16 protein-coding genes are annotated in these 14,002 nt (G+C 58.6%); 12 read left to right on the top strand and 4 right to left on the bottom strand.

Features of this window, described 5'->3' with window-relative positions:
• Window positions 1-39 precede the first annotated feature (39 nt).
• Entirely contained in the window at window positions 40-417 is a 378-nt protein-coding gene (locus BQ5383_RS02950) for a rhodanese-like domain-containing protein (protein WP_071429267.1), read from the top strand.
• A 118-nt stretch (window positions 418-535) separates the two neighbouring features.
• Here the strand turns inward: BQ5383_RS02950 and BQ5383_RS02945 are convergent, their stop codons facing one another.
• A complete protein-coding gene (locus BQ5383_RS02945) occupies window positions 536-1,513 on the bottom strand; it encodes a DUF6076 domain-containing protein (protein WP_071429266.1) in 978 nt (325 codons plus the stop codon).
• A 504-nt stretch (window positions 1,514-2,017) separates the two neighbouring features.
• On the opposite strand from BQ5383_RS02945, the gene BQ5383_RS02940 reads away from it, so the two are divergent.
• The 10 genes from BQ5383_RS02940 (at window position 2,018) to BQ5383_RS02890 (ending at window position 9,534) form a co-directional block, all read left to right on the top strand.
• Window positions 2,018-2,227 (top strand): helix-turn-helix transcriptional regulator, encoded by a 210-nt coding sequence (locus BQ5383_RS02940; protein ID WP_006877022.1) that lies wholly within the window; start codon window positions 2,018-2,020, stop codon window positions 2,225-2,227.
• Entirely contained in the window at window positions 2,224-2,664 is a 441-nt protein-coding gene (locus BQ5383_RS02935) for a helix-turn-helix domain-containing protein (RefSeq protein WP_071429265.1), read from the top strand. Before BQ5383_RS02940 ends, BQ5383_RS02935 begins: the two co-directional genes overlap by 4 nt.
• Entirely contained in the window at window positions 2,658-3,029 is a 372-nt protein-coding gene (locus BQ5383_RS02930; protein ID WP_071429264.1) for a hypothetical protein, read from the top strand. The genes BQ5383_RS02935 and BQ5383_RS02930 overlap by 7 nt, the downstream gene beginning before the upstream one ends.
• Window positions 3,030-3,347: 318 nt before the next feature.
• Window positions 3,348-3,755: a hypothetical protein gene (locus BQ5383_RS02920; RefSeq protein WP_071429928.1), complete on the top strand. Its 408-nt coding sequence runs from the start codon at window positions 3,348-3,350 to the stop codon at window positions 3,753-3,755.
• Window positions 3,755-5,560 carry a MobP3 family relaxase gene (gene mobP3 / locus BQ5383_RS02915; RefSeq protein ID WP_071429262.1) on the top strand — a complete coding sequence of 602 codons (1,806 nt, stop codon included), beginning with the start codon at window positions 3,755-3,757 and terminating at the stop codon, window positions 5,558-5,560. The genes BQ5383_RS02920 and mobP3 overlap by 1 nt, the downstream gene beginning before the upstream one ends.
• Window positions 5,561-5,647: 87 nt before the next feature.
• Entirely contained in the window at window positions 5,648-5,902 is a 255-nt protein-coding gene (locus BQ5383_RS02910) for a type II toxin-antitoxin system prevent-host-death family antitoxin (protein WP_071429261.1), read from the top strand.
• Complete coding sequence (locus BQ5383_RS02905; protein WP_071429260.1) at window positions 5,895-6,230, top strand: type II toxin-antitoxin system RelE/ParE family toxin; 336 nt, start codon at window positions 5,895-5,897, stop codon at window positions 6,228-6,230. The genes BQ5383_RS02910 and BQ5383_RS02905 overlap by 8 nt, the downstream gene beginning before the upstream one ends.
• Window positions 6,231-6,446: 216 nt before the next feature.
• Window positions 6,447-6,749 (top strand): DUF6809 family protein, encoded by a 303-nt coding sequence (locus BQ5383_RS02900; protein ID WP_071429259.1) that lies wholly within the window; start codon window positions 6,447-6,449, stop codon window positions 6,747-6,749.
• A gap of 3 nt (window positions 6,750-6,752) precedes the next feature.
• Window positions 6,753-7,961: a tyrosine-type recombinase/integrase gene (locus tag BQ5383_RS02895; protein ID WP_071429258.1), complete on the top strand. Its 1,209-nt coding sequence runs from the start codon at window positions 6,753-6,755 to the stop codon at window positions 7,959-7,961.
• Window positions 7,954-9,534 carry a tyrosine-type recombinase/integrase gene (locus tag BQ5383_RS02890; protein WP_071429257.1) on the top strand — a complete coding sequence of 527 codons (1,581 nt, stop codon included), beginning with the start codon at window positions 7,954-7,956 and terminating at the stop codon, window positions 9,532-9,534. The genes BQ5383_RS02895 and BQ5383_RS02890 overlap by 8 nt, the downstream gene beginning before the upstream one ends.
• Before the next feature lie 66 nt (window positions 9,535-9,600).
• Here BQ5383_RS02890 and BQ5383_RS02885 read toward each other — a convergent pair whose 3' ends face one another.
• A complete protein-coding gene (locus BQ5383_RS02885; RefSeq protein ID WP_071429256.1) occupies window positions 9,601-10,902 on the bottom strand; it encodes an ATP-binding protein in 1,302 nt (433 codons plus the stop codon).
• Between the two features lie 101 nt (window positions 10,903-11,003).
• On the opposite strand from BQ5383_RS02885, the gene BQ5383_RS20985 reads away from it, so the two are divergent.
• Window positions 11,004-11,147 carry a hypothetical protein gene (locus BQ5383_RS20985; RefSeq protein ID WP_172724577.1) on the top strand — a complete coding sequence of 48 codons (144 nt, stop codon included), beginning with the start codon at window positions 11,004-11,006 and terminating at the stop codon, window positions 11,145-11,147.
• Window positions 11,148-11,321: 174 nt separating this feature from the next.
• Here BQ5383_RS20985 and BQ5383_RS02880 read toward each other — a convergent pair whose 3' ends face one another.
• Both BQ5383_RS02880 and BQ5383_RS02875 read right to left on the bottom strand, forming a co-directional pair.
• Window positions 11,322-13,292 (bottom strand): oleate hydratase, encoded by a 1,971-nt coding sequence (locus BQ5383_RS02880; protein WP_071429926.1) that lies wholly within the window; start codon window positions 13,290-13,292, stop codon window positions 11,322-11,324.
• A 148-nt stretch (window positions 13,293-13,440) separates the two neighbouring features.
• Window positions 13,441-14,001, bottom strand: a complete 561-nt coding sequence (locus BQ5383_RS02875) for a TetR/AcrR family transcriptional regulator (RefSeq protein WP_071429255.1) — start codon at window positions 13,999-14,001, stop codon at window positions 13,441-13,443.
• Window position 14,002 lies beyond the last annotated feature (1 nt).

Raw genomic sequence — 14,002 nt, 5'->3', positions numbered from 1 at the left:
GCACAGAACCTTTGCCGCCGGACTTCTGGAGAAACTCAGATGAAACGAATCCTGCCTATACTCTTATCTCTTCTGCTGTTGACTGGGTGCGGCGGAAACTCCGCGGATGGCTACCAGCAGATCACCCAGGAGGAGGCCAAAGAGATGATGGACACCCAGGAAGTCATCATCCTGGATGTGCGGGAGCAGGACGAGTACGACAGCGGCCACATCCCCGGCGCAGTGTTGTTGCCAGTGGGAAGCATCGACGAAGACACCGCCACCGAGGTGATCCCCGAAAAGGATTCCACCGTTCTGGTCTACTGCCGCAGTGGGAACCGCAGCAAGACGGCATCCTCTGCTCTGGCAGAACTGGGCTACACCAACATCTACGAATTCGGCGGCATCAGCACCTGGCCCTATGAGACGGAGTCATAGACTCGGAAATAGAGAGTCTAAGCACATATGACCCCATCAAAAACTGCATCGCCGAGTCAAAGAATACAAGGGACTGGCCTCCGGCCAGTCCCTTTCTCCGTTTTGAAACAGGCCGCTATCAGAGCGGCACCTTTGCGTTCTTCAGCCAATCCTGGAACTCCTCCAGGGTGATGACCTCCCGGTCGCATTTCTTTTTCATCTCTCTGGCCTGTTCGCTCCAGGCGTAGAACTGCTCGTCGGTGATGCGGCCGGCCTTGATCCAGGCAAAGCGCTTTTTGTACTCCTTGCGGTAGGCCTTGAACACCGGATCGTCGGACTGCTTCTTGGTCCACTGCTGGAAGGCCCCGGCCTCCCGGCAGGTCTGCTGGCCGGAGGCCACCGGGCGCTCGCAGTACTCCGCACTGACCCGGCCGGTCTGGGGGAACCAGCGTCCGCAGTTCTTACACCGCCGGACGGTGATCCCGCGCTCCACGCAGCTGCGCAGGGAGTAGTCGATCATGTCCGAAATGTGGAGGGGATACAAGACCGGCGAGCACCGGCCCGGTTCTACCGGCTCAAAGCTGAGGGGGATGGGCCGGAAGGAGAACAGAGACGGATCCTTGGGGGCATCGTAGAGATAGTGGGCCGACGCCTGCTGTTGGGGATCCCGCCCTGCCTTGTCCACATCCAGAACGAGATCAAAGAAGCGCTGTACCTGCTGCTGATAAAGCGGGAGCTGTTCCGGAAGGCCCTGTAGCTCCTCCAGCATCTGCTGATCCTCCCTGCTCCCCCGGTCCTGGGTGATCCCCATGCGCCCAAACCGCTCAAACCAGCGCACATACAGAAGATGCAGGTAGATGTGCCGGCTCCCAAGGTCACCCAGATCCATCAAGGTACGGACCCCAGCATCTCTATCATCCCTGTCGATCAGAAGGGACCAATTCTCATAAGCCCGCCGCAGCAGGGGCTCCAACTCCTTACAGTCCGCCTCCAGAAAAGACAGCAGGCTCTCCAGGAACGGGAATTCCTCGTAGGTCGAGGGAACGCCCTGAACCCCGTGGCTATCAAATTGGAAAACCTCTTTTTTCTCAGAGAAGTACATCTTGGCATACCACATGTCGGCGCCCTCCGAAATAGACAATTATAAATTAGTTTTAAGATAGTCTTGACAGCGACTGGAAATCATGTTACGATACAGTTGCAAAGGAACTGTCAAAATAATCTTACAATAGTCTAACACCGAAAAATCCGATTGTCAACGGGAAACTGATCCCAAACATTCGGAACGGCACCTTGAAAACCGAATACCCATCACCAGAGACGATACTCCCCGGAGAAGTAACGCCAGGACGTTGTCGCAGAGCACCGACAATTGAGCGTACCAAGGGGAAGAAAACGCTGTGTTGGTCAAACAAGGCCGCAGGGCAGGAACGGGTATGGTGCATGGCCAGACAGATCTAAAAAGACAGCTCCTGCAAAAAAAGCCGCCGAACTGCTGCAACAGTTCAGCGGCCTGCTGCGTTTCGGAAAACACAGCCTGATCTGTGTTCCAGTTTAACAGAGAGACCTCCGAAACGCAAGAAATTTTTCTCTGAATTTGAAACACCGGAGGTACTAAACATTGAAACTGTCTGTCTACAAATCCTACGACGACCTGCCCCTGTTCCTCAATGCCAAGATGGTGGCGCAGGTACTGGGCGTGTCCATCTCCACCGCCTACGAGCTGCTCAACGATCCCGGTTTCCCCACACTGCGGGTGGGGAGCCGTATGGTAGTTCCGAAAGAGAAGTTCATCCAGTGGGCGGAGGGACAGTCGGGAGGTGCCAAATGAGAAAACAGCACTGGCCCAAGCGGGATCCTATCAAGAACTACTTCCCCCTCCCCAACGAGATCTTCTCCCTGGGACTGTCCGCCGGGGCGATCGCAGTCTACGGGTTTCTCCTCCACCGGGAGGACCGGAGGACCTACCAGTGCGTGGCCAGCTACCGGACCATCGGAGAGGCGGTGGGGATGAGCGTCAACACAGTGCGCAAGTATGTGACCGAGCTGGAGGACCGGGGGCTGATCCGGACGGAGCGCACCACCGTCACCACCCGGGACGGCCGCACCCTCAACGGCTGTCTGCGTTACTACATCCTGCCCATCCAGATGTCCATCGAACAGTTCTATGAGCGGCAGCTCCACGCAGCTGACCTGGCTCTGGAACGACAGAGAGCGGAACAGCGCATGGCGGCGCTGGAGAGAAAGGAGTGTGCATCCGGATGCTGATGCAGATGATCGACTGCCTGATTGAGCAGGATCCGTCTCTGTCAGCACGGCGCGCCATAGACGTGCGGCGGTACATTGTCAACCAGTGGAACCGTACGCATGAGGAGTCTATCGACGAAGACGGGGTGGCCCTGTTCCTCTGCGATGAGAACCGCGGGAATCTGACAGATGAACAGAGGAACTTTGCGAGAGAGTGCCGTGAGGAGATCAAGGCCTGCTATCGAAATGCGGTGTTCCAGATGTTTCAGTGCGGCGAGATGATGCGCCGGCATCGGGTGTCCGGCCCGGAGGAATACTGCCGGATCTTTCTGCCGCAGCACGCCGTTCCCTGCAGCAAGCAACTCTCCCCGTGTAACGGCCTGTGAGGGGCTGTGTGCCCTCTTTGGGGGCAGGGCAGAGTCCCTGCCCCACCTGGGGCTTTCAGGGCGGATTTGGCCCGATTTCAGGGGCGCTTCGGGATAGGGGCTACGAGGTACGACGAGGAGCAGGAGAAAGCCCTGGCGCTTTTGTTGCGCCTGGGCGGTCACTTCCGCCCGCAGTGCGGGCGGTTTCAGGAGTTGGAGTTGGCGCTGTTCTGACCAACCCGATTTGAGATTGGCGCTGTTTTTTCTCAAAAGCCGCCTGAATCCCCGCTGTGACAGGCTTTCGGGCGGCGCTAATGCAATAAAGAGAGGATTTTGAATTTGAAAAAGGAAAACAAGAAACATTCCGTCTGGCTCAGTGAATCCGCCTGGACCGAGGTGGAATCGCGCTACAGGCGAGATAACTGCTCCACCAGAAATGAATTTATCGAAAAGGCCATTCGTTTCTACTCCGGCTATCTGGATGCGGAATCTGCCGATGCTTACCTGCCCCGCGTCCTGTCCGATGTGCTGGAAGGCAAGCTGAATGCATTCGGTAAACGGATGGGACACCTGCTGTTCAAGCTGTCGGTGGATCAAAACCTCATGGGGAATATCCTGGCTGCCGACATAGAGATCGACCCGGATCAGCTACGAAAAGCCCGGGTCCGGTGCGTCAAAGAGGTGAAGGAAACCAACGGTGAAATCAGTTTCGAGGACGCTGTCCGCTATCAACAGGAGGCTGAGTGATGCCGGGGTTGATCCAGAAGTCGGGCTACATCAAGCCGGGAAACGGCGGCGGACACTACGCCGAGTACATCGCCATCCGGGAGGGGGTGGAGCTGATTGAAGCTCCGTCCCCCTCCCATGACGGCGGCAGATACCTGGAATATATGGCCCAGCGTTCACGCTCCCACGGCCTGTTCTCCGCTGACGGTCCCGCCGATCTGGAGAACACCATGGAGGAGATCAACGGGCATACCGGGCCGGTGTGGACCTTCGTCTACTCCCTAAAACGGGAAGATGCCCACCGGCTGGGCTACGAGAACAGCGAGAGCTGGCGGAAACTCCTGCTGGCCCATCAGACGGAACTGGCTCAGGCCATGAAAATTTCCCCGAACAATTTCCGATGGCGGGCCGCATTCCACGACGAAAAGCACCACCCTCACATCCACATGATAGTCTGGTCGGCGGACCCAAAGCAAGGATTTCTAACAGAAAAGGGTATCGAGAAGATGCGCTCCCAGCTGTCCAATGAGATCTTCCGGGACGAGCTGCTGTCCCTGTATCAGCAGAAAGATCTGTCCTACGGCCAAGTGCGGGACGCGGCGACGGAGGCCATGGGGCGGCTCATCCGGGAGATGGAGACAGGTCTGTGCCACAGCCCCGTCATCATGGAGCAGATGGAGACGCTGGCCGGGATGCTGGAGAACCACAAGGGCAAAAAGGTCTACGGCTACCTGAAAAAGCCGGCAAAGGCGCAGGTGGACGCCATCGTGGACGAACTGGCCAAGGTTCCAGAGGTGGCAGAGTGCTATGAACAGTGGAACCGGCTTCGGGACGAGCTGGAGCGTTACTACAAAGACTCCCCCAGAGAACACCTGCCTCTCTCACAGCAGAAGGAGTTCAAAGCCATCCAGAACATGGTCATCGGGGAGGCGGAGCGGCTCCGGCTGGGCACGGTTACCTTCGAGGACGCCCGCATGAGAGACGAGGTGGATGAGGACCAGGATGCGGTGTACTTCGCCTGGGACTCCGACTGGCAGATGACCGAGGCCTACCAGAGTGCCAAGGAGGTGCTGGAGGAGTACGAAAACCCGGAGAGTGAAAAAGTGGAACAGGTGCGGGTGCTGGAACAGCTCTGGCAGAGAGGTTTCTCTCTGGCCGCCTACCAGCTGGGCAAGTGCTGGCGGGACGGGCAGGGTGTTCTCCCCGATGACGAGCGGGCAGAACTGTGGTTCCGGCGGGCAGCTGATGCGGGATATGACTTCGCTCAGTACGCGCTGGGAAAACTTCTGCAAAGTCAGAACCGAATGGACGAGGCGGTATCCTGGTATGAAAAAGCGGCGGCGCAGGAGAACACCTGCGCCGCCTACCGCCTGGGAAAGCTGTATCTGGAGGGGAAAGATGTCCCGAAAGACGTGCGAAAGGCGGTGGCCTATCTCACCGACTCCGCCGAACACGGAAACCAGTACGCCCAGTACGCTCTTGGAAAGCTGTACCTCACCGGACAGAATGTCAAACAGGACCGGGAGCGGGCCTGGGCGTATTTCTATGAATCGGCGGAACAGGGAAATGAGTACGCCGACTTCTTTCTGGAGCACTTCGATCAGGTGCGCAGGCCCAATGTGTTCCTGGCGGCCACCCGACTGCTCCACCATCTGAGTCAGATCTTTCGTGACAACTCGGTGCCGCCCGCCGCCCCGGTGGGACAGCGGGTGGACCGAAAGCTGCGGCGGAAAATCCAGAAAAAGAAGATCGCCATGGGTCACAAGCCGGATGACCATGAAGAAGCTCCCCGGCAGGATATGGGCGGCATGACCATGGGGTGGTAGCAATCACCAACGAAACCGCAGTAAAAAATGCCGTTGAATTTTACAGCAGATCGAGGTATACTAAGGGCAAGAAAGGGGCTGAATACCATGCCGAACATCAAACCCATCTCCGATCTGCGTAATTACACGGAGGTCCTGCGTGACGTGGCAGTGGGCGCACCGGTTTTTCTGACGAAGAATGGCCGGGGCCGCTACGCCATCGTGGACATGCAGGACTATGAGCGGACACAGGCCACCCTCCGACTGATGAACGAGCTGGCCAAGGGCCGCAAGTCCGGGGAGGAAAAGGGCTGGTTGACGCTGGAGGCCGTAGAAAAACATCTCGGAATCGCAGATGAATAACCTGCATTTATCCGACGAGGCGCAGGCTGATTTGGCCGGGATCAAGTCCTATATCGCAAAGAATTTGGAAAATCCCAGCGCGGCGATCTCCACGGTACGGAACATCACAAAGGACATCCGCAGATTGCGGGAGCACAGTCTGATTGGTGCGTCCCTGTCCTCGATTGCCGATGTCGAGAGTGACTATCGTTTCCTGGTGACCGGCAGTTACCTCACTTTTTACCGAGTTCTTGACAACGATGTCTATGTGGATCGTGTGCTCTACGGCCGCCGGGATTATCTTCGCATCCTCTTTGGAGATGTGCAGGACGACGAAACAAACGAATAGAGACAATCTTCTCCATAGGGAGAAACGATTTGTCACCGGAACCGTCTGCAGAGATGCAGGCGGTTTTTTCTATGGCAGGCATATCAAAATCTGGACCGTAATACAAAGATAAAATCCTGCCCGCAGATGATAACTTTCTGAAAATAGTTGCAGTTGGGGGTAGCTATTGGAAGGAAGTTCGGGTATTGTGTGTTGCTGACAAAGGAGGCGGCACACATGAGAGACACACTGGAAAATCTGTACTTTGGAAACATCACCCCCAACGATCAGATCGTCAAATCGGGGACTGCCCTGAAAAAGGCCATGGAGCAGTCGGCGGAGTGCGAGGAGAAACTCACCGCCCTGCTGGAGGACAAAGAAAAAACGCTGCTGCTCCGGCTCATCAATGCGGAGAACGAGATCGGCAGCACCATGGCCCTGGAGAACTTCGTCCTGGGGTTCCGTCTGGGAGTCCGCATGATCCTGGAGGCCCTGGATGAGGACGACGGCAGTCTGCTCGACCCAAATAAGGAGGGATAGCCTATGGCAAAACGCAGGCCGTCCGGCGACGGCATGGTCCGAAAGCGGGAGGACGGCCGCTGGGAGGGCCGCATCGTGGTGGGCCACAAGCAAAACGGCGAGCCCATCTTCCGGTATGTCCTGGCAAAGACCCAGAAGGAACTGCTGGACAAGCTCCACCGGGATCTGGATGCCTTTCAGGACGTGGAGCTCACCGAGGACAGCCGCATGACTCTGGGAGAGTGGCTGGACCGGTGGATGGAGGACTACGGCGCGGCCACCCTGCGGCCCAACACCCTGCGCAGCTACGAGCAGTTCATCCGGTGCTACATCAAGCCCTACCTGGGAAACAAGATCGTCTCCCGGGTGACCCGCATTGACATCCAGAAGCTGTACCGAACACTGAAACACGAGGGCCGCGTCCGCGAGCGCCCGGAACACGGGCATGAGCTGTCGGACACCATGGTGCTCCGCATCCACGCCATGCTCCACCGGTGCCTGAAGGACGCGGAGGCGGCCCATGTGATCGCCCGGAACCCCACCGATGGAGCTGCGGTGCCCAAGGCCAACCATCGTCCCAAGCAGATCCTCACGAAGGAGCAGATGGAGACATTTCTGGCTGCAGTGGAGCGCAACGAGATCTGGCGGGATTTCTTCTACACGGAGCTGACCACCGGCCTGCGCCGGGGCGAGATCTGCGGCCTCATGTGGCAGGACTTCGATGAGAAGGCCGGGACGCTGAAGATTCTTCGGTCCGTGAATGTCCCCAAGGCCGGAGAGCTGGAGATCGGTGAGACAAAGACCAGCCAGGGCCGGCGGACCATCCGCCTGCCGCCCAGCACCGTCCAGCGTCTGCGGGAGCGGAAACAGCACACCGTCAGCCAGTGGATCTTCCCGGAACCTCTGGCTCCGGAGAAACCGGTGCGCCCCAGCGCCGCCTACTACTGGATGAAACGAATTTTGAGAGAGGCGGGGCTGCCTGCGATCCGATTCCACGATTTAAGGCATACCTTTGCCACCCATGCCCTCACCAGCGGCGTGGACGCCAAGACCCTGTCCGGCATTCTGGGCCACACCAACGCCAGCTTCACCCTGGACACCTACACCCATGTGACGCCGGACATGCAGCAGGAGGCCAGCCACATCGTGGGCGGCTTTCTGGAAGATCTCCTGGGGGAAGACCTGAAACCGTGGCAGAGAGGCAGGCCGGAGGGAGGTGCACGCCATGGCTAAGCGGCGGAAAAAGGGCGAGGGCTCCGTCCGCCAGCGGAAAGATGGCCGCTGGGAGGGCCGGGTGGTCATCGGCTACGACGAGAAGGGCCTTCCCAAGACGAAAAACGTCCTGTCCAAAACGAAACGGGAGTGCCAGGAAAAGCTGAAACAGCTCCGGGAGACGGTGACCGGCCCTAAGACGGAGAAAATTCGGCCGGAGATGCCCTTCGGGGAGTGGCTGGACTTCTGGTATCAGAACTATGTGAAGCCCCAGATCCGCCCCACCACCCAGGCCAACTACGAGGCGAAGATCTATCAGCACATCATCCCGGAGCTGGGGAAGATCCCCCTGAACCAGCTGGCCCAGAAGGACCTCCAGCAGTTCTATGCCCGGATGAAAACGGGCGGGCGGCTCATCCGCACGGAGCAGTTCGGCAAGGGCCTCTCCGACTCCATGGTACGCGGCCTCCACGCCGCCTGCCGGTCCGCGCTGGAGAAGGCGGTGCAGGAGGAACTGATCCGCACCAACCCGGCGGTGGGCTGCAAGCTGCCGCCCAAGCGGGGCAGGGAAATGCAGGTGCTGGGCCGGGAAGAGCTCCAGCGGTTCCTCATCCAGGCACAGGCAGAAGGTTATTTCGAACTGTTTCTTCTGGACTTATGCACCGGCCTGCGCCGAGGAGAGCTACTGGCTCTCCAGTGGGACGATCTGGATTTCAAGACCGGGGCCCTGACCGTGAACAAGCAGGTCTACGAGGTGAAGGGACAGCTCCAGGTGAGCGTCCCCAAAACCAAGGCGTCCATCCGCAGGCTGGTCCTGCCGCCCGGCGTGGTGGAGGTGCTGCGGCAATACCGGGAGACGGTGGACTCCCGGTGGATGTTTCCCTCGCCGGTCAAGGAGGACGTGCCCATGACGCCGGGAGCGGTGCGCCGGCGGCTCCAGATCATTTTGGAGCGGGCCGGGTGTAAGAGGATTAGATTCCACGATTTACGCCACACCTTTGCCACCCTGTCCCTGGAGAGCGGCATGGATGTGAAGACCCTCTCCGCCATGCTGGGCCATGTGTCGGCGGCAACCACCCTGGACATCTACACCCACGTCACAGGGGATATGCAGACCGAGGCGGCGGCCAAGATCGACCGGGGGCTGGGCAACGAGGTGTTGGAGAGCCCTGAGCAGGCAGCGCAGGACCCAACCGCGAACTTCCAGCCAGTGCTGGGACGAAAGCGAAAGCCCGGCACCGGGTGTATCACCCAGATCAATGACCACCTGTTTGAGGGCCGTTACTCCCCCACCTGGCCGGACGGCACCAAACACTCCAAATGCGTCTACGCCCACACTCGGGAGGAGTGCGAGGCGAAACTGAAGGTGCTGATTCAGCAGATGAACGCGGAGCGGCAGGCCCTGCGGGACCAGGCACGGGGCGTCACCCCGCCGGATAAGTTGACCAAAACTCAGAAGAAGATCTGGACGTACATGAAGTTCCACCCCGACGTGACCAGCTACCGGGCCATCGCCCGGGGCGCCGGGGTGACAAGGCATACGGTGGCCAAGTGGTATGAGATAATGCGGGGGATGCTGGGGCGGGCGGCGTAAAATGTGGAAGAGGCTGGTATCACACTTTGATACCAGCCTCTTCCTGTGATCCAGATGATCCGTTGCTCAGACCAATGTATCGTCCAGCAGGAAGTCCAAGACTCCAATATTCAGAACGCCGTTGTCATCGTACCAACGTTTCCGGATGTCGTGCCGGACGATGATCTTCGGAAAAGAGTCCCCCGTCAGGGAGAGCGGTTTGTTTTCCGTGACAGACTTTTCCTCCGTCCCAAGAGCGTAGGCGGACTGGATATAAGTCTTTTTTCCGCCGGAAGCAGCAATGAAGTCGATCTCCCGTGCTACCGGGGTCAGTTTTCCTTTGGCGTTTCGCTCATTGCTGTACACGATCCCAATGTCCACCGCGCACTCCCGCACCATCAGCTCATTGAAAAGGATGTTCTCCATGATGTGGGTCATCTCCTGCTGGCGGAAGCCGATGCGGGCATTCCTCAGGCCGATGTCCTCACAGTAATATTTGTTAGGGTAATCGAAATAGTTTTTCCCCTTGACATCCCAGCGCTTGCACTCAGTAAAAAGGAACGCGTCCGCCAAGTGATCCATATACGCTTTCACAGTGTTGGGGGAAACCGTATTCTCGCCGCTCCGTTTCTGCTTGGAGTTGATGGTATCCGCCACCCTGGTGGGGTTTGTCAGCGATCCCACTGAGGAGCAGAGCAGGTCCAGAATATCCGAAAGCACATCCTCCCGTTTGACCTTCTTGCGCTCCACAATGTCCTTCAAATAAACTTCGGAGAAGAGAGAACGCAGGTACTGCATTTTCGCCGCGTCAGTGGGGCGGGACAGGATCAGCGGCATCCCGCCGTAGAAGGCGTAATTTTCAAATGCGTCCTCCTTGTCCCCGCCCACGGCGGAGTAGTACTCCGCAAAGCTGAGCGGATGCACCCGAATCTCGTCGCTGCGCCCCCGGAACTCGGTGAGGATGTCTGAGGACAGCATCCGGGAGTTGCTTCCGGTCACATAGATGTCCAGATTGGACAGGGACTTCAAATCGTTGAGCGCATCGTAGAAGGTGATCTTCTTCCCGTCCGGGTTATAGGGATTCGGTACTTCGTCCGACATCTGGATCTCGTCTACGAAAAGATAGAATTGCTCCCTCTGGTTTTCAACGATCTCCCGGACACGATTTGCAAGCTCCAGCGGGTTCCGGTACCGAATATCACGGGTCAGATCCAACTCAAAGGAGAGAATGTGATCTGCCGGAACGCCCTCCCCCAACAGATAAGTGCGGAACAGATTGCGGAGGAGGTAGGACTTTCCGCAGCGGCGGATGCCGGTGATGACCTTCACCTGTCCATCCCACATGAAGGATATGAGCTTGTTCAGATAGCGGTCCCGTTTGATCTCCATAGCGCCACACCTCACTGAAAACTTTACAGATTTATCATACTACTTTTCAATGAAAATTATACAACTGCTTGCGCGCTGTGGCAAGTGATTTGTGCGGAGGTTTGCAATTTGGGACGTACATGAAGTTCCACCCCGACGTGACCAGCTTCCGGGCCATCGCCCGAGGCGCCGGGGTGACAAGGCACACAGCGGCCAAGTGGTATGAGATGATGCGGGGGATACTGGGGGTGGGGAATCTGAAATAGAGGAGGATCGTATCATAACTCGATACGATCCTCTTTCATTTGTCATTATATCAATGTTTTCAATCTCATGACGGGCGATAATCTTTGAGAAGGAGGCCCCGGTTAGGGATGAAAGTATTCTGGGTAACGGTCGTCTCCTCGGTTTTCAGGACGCAGAATGGCAGAACCCAACGGTCACATGCCGTCCCGGAGCACGTCCTGATCCCGCAGGACCTTTTCGATGACGGTCCCCCGGATGGCCTTCAGCAGGGGCTTTTTCAGCAGCTCCAGGGGGCCGGGCAGCGAAACCTCCAGCGGAGACCTGCCGTCCATCAGGCAGACGGTGCTGTGCAGCAGCTCCCGGATGTCGTACACGCTGCCCCACACCTCGGGCACCCCCCGGTCCACCCCCAGCAGGCCGTAGACGGCCTCCATAGCAGTGCGCACGGAGTACTCAGTGGTGAATACGGTGTCCCGGGGGGTGTCGGTGAACTGGCCCAGGAAGGCGAAGTTCACGCAGCCGTCGGGGATCACATCGGGCCGGTCTCCCCTGGTCCGGGGCATAAAGAAGGCGGTGATGTAGGGCATCATGGTGGGCACGCACACGGCGCTGTGGGCGGCCAGGTCCGGGATCTGCTCCACCGGCACGCCGATGTGGTAGAGCCACTCCTGGGTGATCTCCTTCCCGGTGCAGTCCTTCATGGGCTTTTTCACATAGTCGCCGGGCACGTCGGTAAAGAGGCCGTACACCCAGACGCACACCTTCTCCGGCTCCTGCTCCTTGAACTGCCCCTGGCGGTTGATGGTCCAGCTCAGCAGCCACTTGGAGTCCTGACAGCTGACGATGCCTCCGGTGACCACCTTCCCGGTGCGGGGGTCCCGCTTGCAGATGTTGGTGATATAGGGGAGGATCTTGTCGTCCAAAGTGGTGATGGTAGCCGACTCCCAGTTGGTCTTGGAGATGTCGGAGCAGAACTTCTCCGGCCGTCCAAAGGCGGGGTCCTGCTTGGCGATGTTCTTCCACAGACTCCAGCAGCCGCTGGTGCGCACCTCCGCGTCCCCGTTGGGGGCGTGGTCCTGGTCGCCGTAGATGGTCCCCTCGGTGCAGGAGCCGTTGGTGACGAACACCAGGTCGTTCTCCGTGAGGACAATGCCCTGCTCCGCGCCGTTGACCCGGCACTCGATGGCGGTGGCCGTTTTTCTGCCGTCCCGGATGTCGAAGATCACGTTGGTGACCTCGGTGCCGAAGCGGAAGTCCACCCCGGCCTCCTCCAGGTACTTCTGCATGGGCAGAATCAGGGACTCGTACTGGTTGTACCGGGTAAATTTCAAGGCGCTGAAGTCGGGGAGTCCCGCGATGTGGTGAATGAAGCGCTGGAAGTAGAGCTTCATCTCCAGGGCGCTGTGCCAGTTCTCAAAGGCGAACATGGTCCGCCAGTACAGCCAGAAGGTGGAGGAGAACACCTCGTCGTCAAAGACGTCCTCGATGGTCTTGTCGTACAGGTCCTCGTCCGGGGTCATGAAGAGCTTCATGATCTCCATGCAGCCCTTCTGGCTCAGGTTGAACTTCCCGTCGGTGCGGGCGTCCCGGCCCCGGTCCACCGTTGCCCGGCACAGGGAGTAGTTGGGGTCGTGCTTGTTGAGCCAGTAGAACTCATCCAACACCGAGGCCCCCGGCTTCTCCAAAGAGGGGATGGAGCGGAACAGGTCCCACAGGCACTCAAAGTGGTCCTCCATCTCCCGGCCGCCCCGCATCACATAGCCCCGGCTGGGGTCGAAGATGCCGTCGCAGGCACCGCCGGCCACGTCCATGGCCTCCAGGATGTGGATGTGGTCCCCGGGCATCTGCCCGTCCCGCACCAGGAAGCAGGCCGCCGCCAGGGCCGCCAGGCCGCTGCCCACAATGTAGGCGCTCTTGTTCTCCACGCCCTCCGGCTTCTCCGGCCGGGCAAAGGCCTCATAGTTGCCGTTGGTATAATAGATGCCCTTGCGGTTTTTCTCATGTTTCCCCAGCTCCGTATTCCGATAGGAGGCCGAAGCGCAGGTTTCAGGCCCGGACTTCTCCACCGCCTTTTGGCCGCCCGCCCCCTTCTTTGCCAGGACTACCGCCGCGCCCGCTCCAGCTACAGCCGCCGCTGCAGTCAGTGCTCCCAATTTCTTATCCATGTCAGATACCGCCTTTCCGATCCTGCCGCTTCTGCGGGCCGGATTCATTTGATGGCATGATCTTACCCCCTGGGGAGCCATTCTTCCATTTACAATCCGGGCCCGATGATCAGTTTTTGATCATCGGGCCCGGATTGTAAAGCGGCTCTTATTCTGTTTCCGAAAAATTTCGGATGGCGTTGGCAATGCTGCCCCGCATGGCGGCGCTGATCTTTCCCGTAAGCACCCGGGGGTCGGCGGTCATCCCCTGACGAATCCAGTCCAGCATAACCCCCACAAAACTGTACTTGTAAAATTCGGCGATAAAGGACTTGTCCTCCTCAGAGACGGCCGTCCCCTGGCTCTGCTCCTCCACCACGCCCCGGATCAGGCCGTAGGTCAGCTGATAGAGGAACCGCTCCATCTGCTCCCGGCTGATACAGCGGTAGGCGTTGAGGATGAAGGGCTTGTTCTCCAGCACCGCCTCAAAAATCTGCAGAAGTCCCTCCTGCCAGGTCTCGTAGGTCTTCTTCCCCTGGAGGGCCTTGGACGCGTCCTCGATGCAGGCCCACTCCACCAGGTCGTAGATGTCCTTGAAGTGGTAGTAGAAGGCCATGCGGCTGATGCCGCAGTCCTCGGTGATGTCCCGGATGGTAATCTTGTCCAGGGGCTTTTTCAGCAGCATATGCTTCAGGGATTCCTCCAGAGCCTGCTTTGTGGTGTTTGGCATA

Source organism: Angelakisella massiliensis (assembly GCF_900104675.1).
GTDB lineage: Bacteria > Bacillota > Clostridia > Oscillospirales > Ruminococcaceae > Angelakisella > Angelakisella massiliensis.
This window is presented reverse-complemented; position numbering and strand designations above follow the sequence as displayed.